This window comes from Pyruvatibacter mobilis, assembly GCF_012848855.1.
GTDB classification, from domain to species: domain Bacteria; phylum Pseudomonadota; class Alphaproteobacteria; order CGMCC-115125; family CGMCC-115125; genus Pyruvatibacter; species Pyruvatibacter mobilis.
In genome coordinates this window covers 1,057,085-1,070,781 of record NZ_CP051630.1, presented here as the reverse complement: position 1 = coordinate 1,070,781, position 13,697 = coordinate 1,057,085, and the positions used below count along the sequence as shown (strand labels likewise).

The following is a 13,697-nucleotide window of genomic DNA, read 5'->3' as shown; positions in this document are numbered from 1 at the left end:
GGCGCACCTAGGGGTGGGTATTCGGCGCAATCTGGTTAGGACGATGCACGGCACCGCAATGCAAGACACGCCCTCCTCCTCCGCTTCCCGGCAGACAGCGCCGTGGGAAGACGCCATGTCCGACATGGCTGCAGAAGGCCGCGGTACGACCGCGAAGCTCGCTGTGCTGTCGCTTGCGTCCATCCGAGAGAAGATCGGCGACGAAGAATTCAAGCGCGTCCACAAGCGCATCCACATCGCCATTCAAAGCGTTATCGGCAAGCTGCTGGGGTCAGGCGACCAGATCGTGCCCGCGGGCAACGACACCTATGTGATCCTGATCCGGTCCACCGGCTACGAAGAAGCGGAGAAACTCATCTCCCATGGCTGCCGCTCGCTGGCGGACCTGTTTTTCGGCCAGGACCAGTTCGGCAACCTGGCCTTCAAGGCCAACGGCAAGGAAGTGATCCCGTCAGGCAGCGTGGTGGCCGCCCGCACCTTCGAGATCATCGCCTCGACCACCGAGAAGATGCCTGTCGCGCCATCAAAGGCCGCGCAGAAAGCACCGGACAAGCCCGCGGCACCGGCGGCACCGTCCGACGAGTTGAGCCGCTGGCGCCCCATGCAGCGCACCCACGCGACGCCTGACGAGATATCCCTGAACTTCATTCCCGTCTGGGATGCCGCCAACCAGGTACTCTCCACCTATTGCGCCGGCTACTGGTCAATCGGGTCGGACGGCCAGATCCAGGACGGCATCCGCGCCCGCGCCGACGGCGATGAACTGAAGCTGGCGGAACTCGACGCCCATGTCATTCGCCAGACGACAAAGATCGTGCGCGAACGCAACGACAACGGCCAGCCCCTGCTGGTGATCGTCCCCGTGCATGTGGATGCCCTGAGCACACCTCGCGGCAAGGAAGTGGTTATCGGCGCCATGCGCGATATTCCCGCAGATATCCGCAAGCTGTTCAGTGTACAGATTTTTGATGTAACCGAAGACATGGCTCCCGGCATCCTGGCCCAGCGCATCGGGTCACTCTGCACGCTGGTGCGCGCCGCCATACTGACGATCGCCACCTGGACACCGAAAACGGCCGAGCTTGCGTCATATCCAGGCATCAAGGCGGTGAGCCTGACGCTCCCGCCTGCAGGTCCCAGCCGCCAGAAGATGCTGGATGCCCTACCTGACTTCGCGTCCAGAACACTCAAGCAGAAGAAACTCCCCGCCGTGGTGCATCTCAATTCAGCGCAGGAACTCACGCGCGCGGTGCAGGGAGGCATCCGCCACCTGATCGGCGGCGCCATAGGCCTGCCCCGCACCTCCCCTGGCCACATGGTCCGCTGCGGAATCAGCGATCTGCCTCATAAACCGAAGCAGGCCGCAGAGGCTGCTGAGGACCGTCCGGCGGCACAAGCGTCCTGATCCACCGGGAAATCTCCGGATATCGAAAGCGTATCTCCCGATACGCGGACCGCAACCATGGGCTGCAGCAGCCGTACCACCGGTGCATGAACAGATGGAATGATCCCAAACTTCACACGCATTGGGTGTAAAAGCTTGTTAACCCCATTTGGTGCAAGGTCTCATTACAGGCGGCAAAGCCGAGAGAAACAGGTAATCCATGCACCCCCAACAGGCAGCCACACCAACACCTCCGAAACCTCAGGCCTCAGAAGAGTGGGAACGCGCCCTCGCAGACGTCATGGCAGGCGGTCAGGGTGCATCCGCGAAGCTCGCGATCCTGTCGCTTACCCACATTCGCGACAAGATCGGCGATGCTGAGTTCACCCGCGTACAGCGCCGGGTTCATCTTGCCGTGCAGACCGTCATCGGCAAATTGCTGGGCTCGGGCGACAAGCTCTTCCGGATCGGTGAAGAGACATATGTTGTCATCGTCGGTTCCATGGATATCGACAAGGCTCAGACCCTGATTCAACAGGGGTGTACGACACTCGCCAAGATGTTCTTCGGTCAGGAAGAGTACGGCGACATCATGGTGAAAGCTGAGGTCACCGAGATCGTCACCGACGGCAGCCGGGAACCGCGGCGGTTCGAAATCACAGCAACCCCGAAAGAGCCAACGGCAAAGCTGACCGAGATCAAGCTCGAGGACCGACCGAAAGCAAAATCCGGCATCAGTCTTGTGCCGATCAATCAAAAAGCGAAAAGCCAGCGCAACTGGGTCTCCATGTCGAACATGGTGGACGAGGCGTTGGAGCTCGACTTGAACTTCGTGCCGACGTGGGACGCGACCCGCAAAGTGCTGTCGACTTTTACCGCAGGGGACTGGCGAGCACTGGAGAACGGGCAGTTCCAGGACTGCATTGCCGAGATATCAGGCGGCAACCATGCTGCCCTTGCCGAACTCGACGCCCAGGTCATTCGTCAGACCACGGAGATTCTTCAGGAACTGTTTCAGAACAAATTTGCGCTTCTCGTGCTTCTGCCCGTTCATTTCACAAGCCTGTCCACGCAGGCAGGCCGCGAAACCGTGATCGACGCCCTTCGTGAGATCCCGGAGGATCTGCGCAAAATCTTCACAGTGGAGATTCTGGGAACACCGGAAGACATGGGCACAAGCCTGCTGGCTGACCGCATCAGCCAGATCAAACCCTATAGCCGCAACATCGTTCTGAGCATTGAGAACTGGAACGCAGCCACCATGCGGCTTGCGGCCTGCCCCGGTGTGTCCGCCGTCGCCCTGTTCCTGCCCAAGCCCGGCCCACTGCGGACGCGTCTTCTGCAGAACCTGCCCACCTTTACGCAGGCTGTTCACAAGATGAAAAAGCTGCCGGCGGCCGTTCAACTCCACAACCATGCCGAAATCGACATGGCTGTGAATGCAGGCATCACGTTCCTCACCGGCACAGGTGTCGGCATGCCGGAAGACCTGCCCGGCAACATGGTCCGCTGCACCAGCAAGGACCTGCCTTTCAAGCTGAAGTAGAGCAGCGCCTATTCAGCGCCAGCCGCAGCCGCGGCCATGGCGCGCTGGGCGTCCATGCCCAACGCATCCAGAACCCGCGCCACGATGCCCGCGGCATCAAGGCCTGCCGCCGTCACCTGCACAGCCGGCTTGTCGTGATCAATGAAGATATCCGGCATGAACACCGGCACCAGGCGGGCGTGCCCCTGGTCGAGCTTCTGGCGCACGAGGCTGTCGAACACCAGTGCCGAGAAGCCGCCGATCGAACCTTCTTCGACCGTCACTAGCAACTCATGATTGGTGGCGAGATCGCGCACCAGATCATCGTCCATCGGCTTGGCGAAGCGGGCATCGGCCACGGTGGTGGACAGGCCCATGGCCGCGAGCTTGTCGGCTGCCGCCAGTGCGTCGTGGCGGCGGGAGCCATAGCTGAGAATGGCCACCTTGCTGCCTTCACGCAGGACTTCGCCCTTGCCGATTTCCAGCACCCGGCCCTTCTCCGGCATATCGACGCCGGCACCTTCGCCACGCGGATACCGCAGGGCGATGGGGCCCTCATCGAACGCAGCCGCCGTCGTGACCATGTCCACGAGTTCAGCTTCGTTGCCGGAGGCCATCAGCACCATGTTGGGCACACAGGCGAGATAGGCAATGTCATAGGCGCCCTGATGGGTCACGCCGTCGGCGCCCACCATGCCTGCCCGGTCGATAGCGAAGCGGACTGGAAGCTTCTGGATCGCCACATCGTGGATGACCTGGTCGTATCCGCGCTGCAGGAAGGTGGAATAGACCGCTGCAAACGGGCGCATACCTTCCGCCGCCATGCCGGCGCAGAAGGTGACGCAATGCTGCTCTGCAATCGCAACGTCGAAATGCCGGTCCGGATAGATCTCACCGAATTGCGTAAGGCCCGACCCGTCCGGCATGGCCGGAGAGACGGCGACAATGCGCTCGTCTTCCTTTGCGAGGTCGATCAGCGTCCCGGCAAAAACCTTGGCGTAGTTCGGTGCCTTGGGGGCTGCCTTGTCCTGCTTGCCATCGGCCACATTGAACTTGGACACACCGTGATAGCAATCAGCAGAGGCTTCAGCGGGAGCATACCCCTTGCCCTTGCGGGTGATGACATGCAGCAGGATCGGACCATCGTGATCCCGCGCAGCCGTCAGCACACGAACCATTTCATCAACGTCATGCCCATCGAACGGACCGGCATAGGGGACCCCGAGATCATCGAACATGGTCGGACGGTCAACAAAGCTGGGCAGGCCTTCCTTGGCGATACCGGCATCGCGCGTTGCCTCATCCGGCATAAAAGCGCGCAGCTCCGTCAGATATTCGGACAGAGCACCGGCCGGAGGCGCGATCGACATGTGGTTGTCATTGAGAATGATCACCATGCGGCGCTTCTCAGACCCGACATTGTTGAGACCTTCGAAGGCCATGCCGGCGGACATGGCGCCGTCACCGACAATCGCCACCACCTGATTGTCGCGCTTCATGAAATCACGACCGGCAGCAAAGCCGAGCCCGGCAGAAATCGCCGTGGACGAATGGGCCGCGCCAAACGGATCGAACTCGCTTTCCGCCCGTGAAGTGAAGCCTGACAGACCACCGCCCGTACGCAGGGTGTTGAGGCGGCCCTTGCGGCCAGTCAATGTCTTGTGCGGGTAGCACTGGTGGCTCACATCCCAGATCAGCTTGTCGTCGGGCGTGTTGAACACGTAGTGCAGCGCCACGGTCAGTTCGACCACGCCGAGCCCTGCCCCGAGATGGCCGCCGGTCTGAGACACCGCCTCGATAACCGCCTGCCGGACTTCTTCCGCCACATGGCCCAGATCTTCCTGCGCGATCTGGCGCAGGTCGGCCGGCATGTCGATGCGGCTCAGAAATTCGGTCGGCTTAGCAGGGGTGTGACCTTCGGCCATTCTCATATTCTCCATCACGTGCAGATGATCTGCCGGATTACTGATTACGCTCGACAACAAAGCGTGCCACAGCACGCAGCGTGTCCGCACTGGCTCCAAATGGTGCCAGATGCGCGCACGCGCTCTCCACCAGTTCATCGGCCTTCTTGCGCGCTCCCTCAAGGCCAAGGAGCGTAACGAAGGTGGTAAGGCCGTCGTCCTGACCGACAGGCTTGCCCACCTCTTCTTCTGTTCCTGTCACATCAAGGATGTCGTCGGCCACCTGAAAGGCAAGACCGAGATCCGCTGCATAGGCCGCCAGTGCCTGACGCTCTCCTTCAGCCGCATTGGCAAGGATCGGCCCGGCAACGCAGGAAAAGCGGATCAACTCGCCGGTCTTCAGAGCCTCAAGCTCGGCAATTTCATCAAAGCCCATGGACTCCCGCGCGGGCGAGATATCGATCATCTGCCCGCCGACCATACCGGCAGCACCGGATGCCTTGGCAAGCTCGACAACCAGCGCCGCACGCACGGAGGCGTCACGGGAGGTCTCGAAGCTGCCCAGAACCTCGAATGCCTGGGTCAGAAGTGCGTCGCCAGCCAGAATGGCGATTGCCTCGTCGAACGCCTTGTGGACGGCCGGACGGCCACGCCGTGTATCGCTGTCGTCCATCGCCGGAAGATCGTCGTGGATGAGAGAGTAGCAGTGCACCATTTCAACGGCACTGCCGACACGCAGGGCCTGCGCATCAGGCACACCAAACAGCCCGGCGCTCTCCAGCACCAGAAAGGGCCGCAGCCGCTTGCCGCCGGACAGAGCCGAATAGCGCATGGCCTCGACCACCGGACCGCGCGGTCCGGTGACGGCAGGGATCAGCCGGTCGAGTTCGCGCGTAACAGCATCTGCCGATCGCGTCATCTGCGCGATCAGGTCATCTGACCGTGCATGCGCCATACCGGACTGCGCATCGCCTGCGCCCTGTGCTACGGACGCCGGCGCCGCTGCTTCACTACCCAAGGTGCTCCCCCTACTCTGCCGCGCTGACGCGGGTATCAGCGGCTTCCGATGCGGCTTCTTCCGCTGCGCGGGCCGCCTCGATCTCTTCCGCTTTCTTCTCGACGAGTTCGACCAGGTGGTCGACCATGCCGTCATTCTCGATCTTGTGGTCCGCCACCCCGGACACATAGACCATGCCTGTATTCTTGCCGGAGCCACCGCCGGTGAACCCCACATCGGTCATCATGGCCTCACCCGGCCCATTCACCACGCAGCCGATGATCGACAGGGTCATCGGTGTAGAAATATGCGCCAGCCGCTTCTCCAGCGTTTCGACGGTCTTGATGACCTCAAAGCCCTGTCGCGCGCAGGACGGGCAGGAAATGATGTTCACCCCACGATGGCGCAGATTGAGCGACTTAAGAATGTCGTACCCAACCTTGATTTCTTCCACCGGATCAGCAGACAGGGACACGCGGATGGTGTCGCCAATCCCCGACCACAGCAGCATGCCCATCCCGATGGACGACTTGATGGTGCCGGACATCAGGCCGCCGGCCTCGGTGATCCCGAGATGCAGCGGGTAGTCACACGCTTCAGCCAAGCCCTGATAGGCGGCAACCGCGAGGAAGATGTCTGATGCCTTCACCGAGATCTTGAATTCAAAGAAGTCGTTGTCTTCAAGGATACGCGCATGGTCGAGCGCGCTTTCCACCATCGCTTCCGGGCAGGGCTCGCCATACTTCTCCAGCAGGTCCCGTTCAAGCGAGCCCGCATTCACGCCGATGCGCATGGCACAGCCATGGTCCTTGGCAGCCTGCACCACTTCGCGCACACGGTCCGCATTGCCGATATTGCCAGGATTGATGCGCAGGCACGCGGCCCCCGCCTCGGCAGCCTCGATCGCACGCTTGTAGTGGAAATGGATGTCCGCAACGATCGGCACGTTGGACTGGCGCACGATCTCTTTAAGCGCAGCCGTCGATTCTTCGTCCGGACACGACACACGCACGATGTCCGCGCCAGCCTCTTCAAGCGCGCGGATCTGGTTCATCGTCGCGTTGACGTCATGCGTCAGCGTATTGGTCATCGACTGGACGGTGATGGGTGCACCGCCCCCCACGGGCACATTGCCCACGTGGATCTGCCGGCATTCTCGCCGGTAAATGTCGCGATAGGGTCGAACGCTGCTCAAAGCTGCCGCTCCAGATTGGATCCCGAAATGACGCCGCGTCGGCGGCCTCATGATGCATATCCCCGCTTCGCGTCATCTCGTCAACAAAGCGGCGGTTTTATACGCCCGCAAAGTAATATGGTCAGTGCCTGAGTGACAGGCCACAAATCAACTTTTCTTGGCGAAACTGTGATTCAAACAGGCGTTGCCAATGAGCAACGCTCATGACAGAAGACCCCGCAACAGGTGTGGTTAAGGCTTTCATTTTCTACGCTTTTTGACTGATGCTGACTTGCACCAGCACTGGCAACACCCCACACTTTGGGGGCTTTGCGCAGCGGCCTGTTTGACAGGCCGTCCACGGATAAACGGGGCCTATTTTCGAACGGCGGGGCAATGACAACCACTGAGATGACTTCACCCGGGACCAAGCCGGGCCTGACCGTCGTTCTGGCGGAGCCGCGCGGTTTCTGCGCCGGCGTGGAACGGGCGATCGACGTGGTGGAACGCGCACTGGATCGCTTCGGTGCGCCGATCTACGTGCGCCACGAAATCGTCCACAACAAGCACGTGGTCGAAACCCTCAAGGCCCGCGGCGTGATTTTCGTAGAAGAGGTGGACGAGGTGCCGACCGGCGCCGTCACCATTTTCTCCGCCCATGGGGTAGCCGAGCGGGTCGAAGAACATGCCGGCGAACGCGGCCTGAAGGCCATCGACGCCACCTGCCCGCTTGTCACCAAGGTTCACCGGGAAGGCCGCCGCTATGCGGAAAAGGGCTACCACGTTGTGATGATCGGCCATCTGGGTCACCCGGAAGTCGAAGGCACGCTTGGGCGCATCCCCGGCAAGGTGCATGTCATCTCCGAACCGGAGGACGTGGACGGCCTCAACCTCGACCACCCGGACAAGGTCGCCTTCGTGACCCAGACGACCCTTTCGGTGAATGACACCCGCGACGTGATCGACGCCCTCAAGCGCAAATTCCCGTCCATTGTCGGCCCGGATGTGCGCGACATCTGCTATGCGACACAAAACCGCCAGACTGCCGTGGCCGAAATGGCCAAGCATGTGGATGTGATTCTGGTGGTGGGCGCCAAGAACAGCTCCAACTCCAACCGCCTGCGCGAACTGGGTGAAAATATCGGCGTGCCGAGCTATCTGATCGCCGATGCCGACGCGATGGATATGGAGTGGCTGAAGGACGCTGGCCGCGTGGGCCTGACGGCCGGGGCTTCCGCCCCCGAAACCCTCGTCCAGGGCGTAATCGAACGACTGCGTGGGCAGTGCGAAGTTGACGTGAAGACGTTGAATGTCATCCGCGAAAACGTGACCTTCAAACTGCCCCGTGAATTGCTGGACGACCCGCAACCAAGTCAGGCCGCCGGCGCTTGAGGCGTAAACACCACGCTTCGCCCGCGACCTGAACAGCAAGAGCTTTAAGCCAGGAGAGACTGCAAGTGTCCGTACCCGTAAGACAGATGGCCATGGTTGGCGCCTATGTGATGAAGCAGCGCATGCTGGGTCGAAAGCGTTACCCGCTTGTCCTGATGCTGGAACCGCTGTTCCGCTGCAACCTCGCCTGCCCCGGCTGCGGCAAGATCGATTATCCGGATGCCATCCTGAACAAGCGCCTGTCGCCGCAGGAATGCTTCGACGCCGTGGATGAATGCGGCGCCCCCGTGGTGGCCATTCCGGGCGGTGAGCCGCTGATCCACAAGGAGATCGGCGAGATCGTCGAAGGCATCGTGGCCCGCAAGAAGTTCGTGTCTCTCTGCACCAACGCGCTGCTGCTTGAGAAGAAGCTCAATCTCTTCAAGCCGTCGCCCTACCTCTTCTTCTCCGTCCACCTGGACGGCCTCGAGGAGGAACACGACAAGGCCGTGGACCAGAAGGGAGTGTTCAAGCGCGCCGTGAAGGCCATCAAGGCCGCGCAGGACGCGGGCTTCCAAGTCAACGTCAACGCCACGATTTTCGACAACATGTCAGCCGAGCAGGTGGCTGCCTATCTCGATTACTGCACGGATATGGGTGTCTCCATCACCATATCGCCGGGCTATGCCTATGAGCGTGCGCCGGACCAGGAGCACTTCCTGGAACGCCGCCGCACCAAGGAACTGTTCCGCGACGTGTTCCGGATGGGCGAAGAGCGTGTGAAGGCAGGCAAGACCAAGTGGGACCTCAATCACTCGTCCCTCTACCTGGATTTCCTTGCCGGCAACCAGCAATACATGTGCACGCCCTGGGGCATGCCCACCCGCAACATCTTCGGCTGGCAGCGCCCCTGCTACCTGCTCAATGAGGGCTATGCCTCCAGCTTCAAGGAGCTGATGGAAGAGACCGAGTGGGATCAGTACGGCACCGGCAATTACGAAAAATGCGCCGATTGCATGGCCCATTGCGGCTATGAGCCGACGGCTGCAGCCGATGCCGCCGCCCACCCGCTGAAGACCCTGATGGTGTCCTTGCGCGGGCCGAAGACCAAGGGTGACTTCGCCCCTGAAATCGATCTGACGAACCAGCGCCGTGCGAAATACATCCACGACGAGCTGGTGCAGAAGAAGATGGAAGAAGAAGAGCGCCTTAAGGACCTACACGACGCCAAGAAGGGCCGGGACGAGGTGTCGGGCACAGCCGCGTAGGCTCTTGAACCCTTTGGAACTGCCGGCGGCGAGACGCATCATCGCCGGCAGGTCCTGCGGCCGGACCATCAGCCGCAACACAGTTGTCAGCACACGGACATCCCCGCCCGGCCCGATGGCACCCAGCGCTGCATGCGGCAGGGCGTGATCCACCCCGTCGGAGATCGTCCGCAGCGCCGTGAAAGGCACGCCCGTCTGCCGTGCTACATGCGCCACCGCCCCGCTCTCCATATCCACTGCATGCGCGCCGGTGCGCCGCCCAAGCTCTTTCTTGGCGGCGACGTCGGCAATGACATCCCCCGCCTCGGCCATGTCCACATGGCGCAGCGTGATGTCTGCCCAGATGGCCGCTTCGCTGAGATAGGGGGTGAAGACCCTGTCGGCCGCGATGCGCTCCCCGTCATGCATGACGATGGACTTTGCGAGCGCCACGTCACCCGGCTTGAGCGTTTCCGTGATGGCGCCCGACACACCAAAGCTGAGCAACGCGGTGCAGCCATGCTGCTCAACCAGCTCACGCGCGAGATCTTCAGCCCTGGCAGGCGACGCACCGGAGACCGCGACCACTACAGACGCGTCGTCCAGAAGCGGGCCGAGCGCCGCCTCTTCGGCTTTGACGCCGCACACAATGCCAAGACGCTTCAAGAGATACCCTTTCGCGGAAGGAGCGGCAGGGCCGCCCGCACCGGCCCGTTCTTACATGCCGTAAGCGACGGTCCGGTCGTTGCTCTTCATCAGGTTCTCATAGCGCGAGACCGCCCACAGCGGGAAGTAGGCCGCATAGCCGTGATATTTGAGATAGAAGACGCGCGGGAACCCGGTGCCGGTATAGAGCTTCTCTTCCCAGCGCGCGCCATCGCGCTTGGCAGCATCGAGATAAGCGATGCCCTTGCGAACTTCATCCGTATCCACCTCACCGGCCGCCATCAGGCCGAGCACGGCCCAAGCCGTTTGAGAGGCGGTAGACTCCTTCACTTCGCTCTTGCGGTCCTCGTAATAGGTCGCAAGGTCTTCCCCCCAGCCGCCATCAGGCCGCTGACGCGCCTTGAGCCACGCCACCGACCGCTGGATGTAGGGTTGGGTCATGTCTTCACCAACTGCATTCAGGGCGCAGAGCACGGACCAGGTGCCGTAGATGTAGTTGGCCCCCCAACGCCCCCACCAAGACCCGTCATCCTGCTGCTCACGCTTCAGGAAGCCGATCCCCAGGGCAATCTCCTTGGCGAACCGCTCCTTGTCGAGCTGCGCCAGGAAGGACAGGCACCGTGCGGTCACATCTTCCGTCGGCGGATCGAGCAAGGCACCGTGATCCGCAAAGGGGATCGAGTTGAGATAGAAATGCTCGTTCTCCGGCTCAAAGGCCCCCCAGCCGCCGGACGATGACTGCATGCCGATGACCCATTCCGCCGCGCGCTCGATGCTCTCGGCGTATTTTTCCTTGCCCGTGCGATGCATCGCCATGGCCACAACGGCCGTATCGTCCACGTCCGGGTAGTAGTCGTTGTTGTATTGAAACGCCCAGCCGCCCGGCCGGACGTCGGGCCGGCGCACGGACCAGTCGCCGACGACATCTAGGATCTGCCGGTCCTTCAGCCAGTCCAGCGCGCCATCCAATTCCTCATCGCCCGCCTCAAGCCCCGCTTCCATCAGCGCGTGCGACGCCAGACACGTGTCCCAGACCGGCGAGACGCAGGGCTGGCAGTACAGCTCGTCATCGGTCTCGATCAGCAGGTTCTCGATCGATTTCTTTGCGATGACCAGATCCGGGTGATCCTTGGGGTAGCCAAGCAGGTCATAGGCCATGACGGAATTCGCCATGGCCGGGTAGATGGCACCCAGCCCGTCTTCGCCATTGAGGCGCTCGGTATAGAAATCGACGGCTTTCTTGACTGCCTTCTCGCGCAGGACCTTCGGGAAAGCCGGCTCGCAGAAGCGCAGGACCTTGTCGAGCACGAGGAAGCAATCCCCGACGAAGTCACCGGTCGGATTGATGTTGTAGACCTTTTCCTTTTCCGGCGGCGTCACGAAGAGCTCGCGGATGTCGATGCCGGTCGGATTGCGGGCTTCCGCCTTAAGCGAGCAGAGGATCAGCAGGGGCGCGATCACCGTGCGCGACCAATAGGCGATCTTCGACATGTGGAACGGGAACCACTGCGGCAGCAGCATCACTTCAACCGGGATCACCGGCACGCCGCGCCAGGGAATCTGTTTGAAGATGGCCAGCATGATGCGGGTGAAAACATTCGCCTTGGCCGCCCCACCCCGCTCAAGAACCCAGTCGCGCGCCTTGACCATGTGCGGTGCATCGATGTCGTCACCGATCAGCTTGAGCGCCCAATAGGACTTGATGGTGGCGGAGATGTCGCCGTCGCCATCGTGGAACAGAGGCCAGCTGCCGTCGTCATTCTGGATGCGGCGCAGATAGTTGCCGATCTTGGCTTCCTTGGCGGTGTCGATCTCGTCCAGATAATGGCGCAGGAGCACATATTCGGACGGGATCGTTGAGTCCGCCTCAAGCTCGAAGACGATGTGGCCGTCATCACGCTGCATGTCCAGAAGGCGGTCCTTCTGAGTGCGGATCAGCTCCTCACGCGCCGCGCGGGCCTCCGGAGAATCCACGCTCGCAGCACCGTTCGCATCGGGACCAAACTCAACAACGCTCACTGTTCTTCACCCGTTAGGCTGTTTCTGACGCCATTTTTTGCGGCGCAATAATAAGGGGGCCGGACCAGCCGCTGCAAGCGCGCGCACCCGCCAAATCTGCCCCGGCGGAGGCCATACACGCCGGTGTGATCAGCCTCTGAATGATCAGCGGTCGATATGCGCCAGGATGTGGTCGGCAGCCTTCTTGCCGGAGCGGATCGCCCCCTCAATGGTGGCGGGAAGGCCCGTATCGGTCCAGTCACCGGCGAGCAGCAGATTGTCGTACTCGGTGGTCATGCCCGGCCGCTTGGCAACGCTGGCAGGCGACTGATCGAACGTTGCCCGTTTCTCCTTGATGACCTTCCCGGCCACATAATCCTTGTCGATGAGACCAAGGGCGAAGCGGGTTTCTTCCCAGAAGATGGGCAGCAATTCCTCGGCAGGCTTGTCGGCAAGGTCGCCGGCGGCGGACACCGTCAGGCTGACGATGTGACCACGTACAAAGGCCCAATGCGCATGGGCGTTGATGAGACCAATGACGCCCACCCCATCCGGCTTGGGTGCCGGGCGCCGCAGGCGGAAATGGACATTGAGGATGGTCTCACCCTCTTCCGGCACATCCAGCGCCGGCATCAGGTCCTTCATCCGCTGCGGTGGAACCGCCAGAACAACCGAATCGTTTGCCTCAACTTTCACCTCCTGATCCCCGAAGGACAGGGAGGTTACGCGCCCATTCTCATAGGTCAGGCCGCGCAGGCGCGTATTGAACCGGATGGGCCGGTTGGTGCGGGAGAACAGCCGCACGGCGGGATCGACGAAAGCTGCACCCAGCCCCTTCTTGGCAGTGAGCGGACGGCACGCCTGCTCACCCTTTAGGAAGGTCTCCTTCATCACCGGCCACATGAGCTTTGCCGCCCCCTTCTCCGGGACAGTGTTGAGCACCGCAACCACCAGCGGCTCCCAGAATCGCTGATAGAGGGTGCCCTTGGATGAAATGATGTCCGCAACCGTCTGATCCGGCTTGGCAAAGGGCAGTTTCAATCCAGGCAGGTAATCCGACAGGCGCGTGTTCAGCACCCGCCGGTCCTGCGACATGACCCACCACGGCAGGGGGCCCCAGTTGGGGCGCAGGGTCCAGCGCTCGCGGGTCTTGGCATCGATGAAGGGGAACGCGGCCTTGGGCGGGCCGAACATGGCGTCCCCTGCCCCAATCGCATCCAGATAGGCCAGCGCTGACTTGTTGCCGCTCAGGACCAGGTGGTTGCCATTGTCGATGACGTGATCGAGGGTCTTGTCATGGAAGGACCGGCAGCGGCCGCCCGCATGACCCGCCGCCTCATAAAGCTGCACCGGCACGCCCGCATTTTCGAGCGCGACAGCCGCGGAAAGGCCGGCCAGCCCCGCCCCGATGACATGAACCGTTGGCACTCT

Annotated in this window: 10 protein-coding genes; 4 read left to right on the top strand and 6 right to left on the bottom strand. The window is 61.8% G+C overall.

Annotated elements, in window-relative coordinates:
• Positions 1–115: 115 nt before the first annotated feature.
• Positions 116–1,405 (top strand): hypothetical protein, encoded by a 1,290-nt coding sequence (locus tag HG718_RS04945; protein ID WP_160588820.1) that lies wholly within the window; start codon positions 116–118, stop codon positions 1,403–1,405.
• A 280-nt stretch (positions 1,406–1,685) separates the two neighbouring features.
• Positions 1,686–2,930 (top strand): hypothetical protein, encoded by a 1,245-nt coding sequence (locus tag HG718_RS04940; protein WP_160588821.1) that lies wholly within the window; start codon positions 1,686–1,688, stop codon positions 2,928–2,930.
• Between the two features lie 8 nt (positions 2,931–2,938).
• Here the strand turns inward: HG718_RS04940 and dxs are convergent, their stop codons facing one another.
• The 3 genes from dxs to ispG form a co-directional block, all read right to left on the bottom strand.
• The gene (gene dxs, locus HG718_RS04935; protein ID WP_373868329.1) at positions 2,939–4,840 is read right to left on the bottom strand and encodes a 1-deoxy-D-xylulose-5-phosphate synthase; all 1,902 of its coding nucleotides are present in this window, start codon (positions 4,838–4,840) and stop codon (positions 2,939–2,941) included.
• Positions 4,841–4,871: 31 nt separating this feature from the next.
• On the bottom strand, positions 4,872–5,768 hold the full coding sequence (locus tag HG718_RS04930; protein WP_160588940.1) for a polyprenyl synthetase family protein: 897 nt from the start codon (positions 5,766–5,768) through the stop codon (positions 4,872–4,874).
• Positions 5,769–5,841: 73 nt separating this feature from the next.
• Positions 5,842–7,005 (bottom strand): flavodoxin-dependent (E)-4-hydroxy-3-methylbut-2-enyl-diphosphate synthase, encoded by a 1,164-nt coding sequence (gene ispG, locus HG718_RS04925; RefSeq protein ID WP_027840698.1) that lies wholly within the window; start codon positions 7,003–7,005, stop codon positions 5,842–5,844.
• A 390-nt stretch (positions 7,006–7,395) separates the two neighbouring features.
• Between ispG and ispH the strand changes: the two genes are divergently transcribed.
• The gene (gene ispH, locus HG718_RS04920) at positions 7,396–8,376 is read left to right on the top strand and encodes a 4-hydroxy-3-methylbut-2-enyl diphosphate reductase (protein ID WP_160588824.1); all 981 of its coding nucleotides are present in this window, start codon (positions 7,396–7,398) and stop codon (positions 8,374–8,376) included.
• A gap of 65 nt (positions 8,377–8,441) precedes the next feature.
• Positions 8,442–9,623 (top strand): adenosyl-hopene transferase HpnH, encoded by a 1,182-nt coding sequence (gene hpnH / locus HG718_RS04915; RefSeq protein ID WP_160588825.1) that lies wholly within the window; start codon positions 8,442–8,444, stop codon positions 9,621–9,623.
• Here the strand turns inward: hpnH and HG718_RS04910 are convergent.
• From HG718_RS04910 to hpnE, 3 genes are all read right to left on the bottom strand, one after another.
• Positions 9,573–10,268, bottom strand: a complete 696-nt coding sequence (locus tag HG718_RS04910; RefSeq protein WP_160588826.1) for a phosphorylase family protein — start codon at positions 10,266–10,268, stop codon at positions 9,573–9,575. The two genes, hpnH and HG718_RS04910, sit on opposite strands and share 51 nt — an antisense overlap.
• Positions 10,269–10,319: 51 nt before the next feature.
• The gene (gene shc, locus HG718_RS04905) at positions 10,320–12,287 is read right to left on the bottom strand and encodes a squalene--hopene cyclase (RefSeq protein WP_160588827.1); all 1,968 of its coding nucleotides are present in this window, start codon (positions 12,285–12,287) and stop codon (positions 10,320–10,322) included.
• Between the two features lie 144 nt (positions 12,288–12,431).
• Complete coding sequence (gene hpnE, locus HG718_RS04900) at positions 12,432–13,694, bottom strand: hydroxysqualene dehydroxylase HpnE (RefSeq protein WP_160588828.1); 1,263 nt, start codon at positions 13,692–13,694, stop codon at positions 12,432–12,434.
• Between the last annotated feature and the right edge of the window lie 3 nt (positions 13,695–13,697).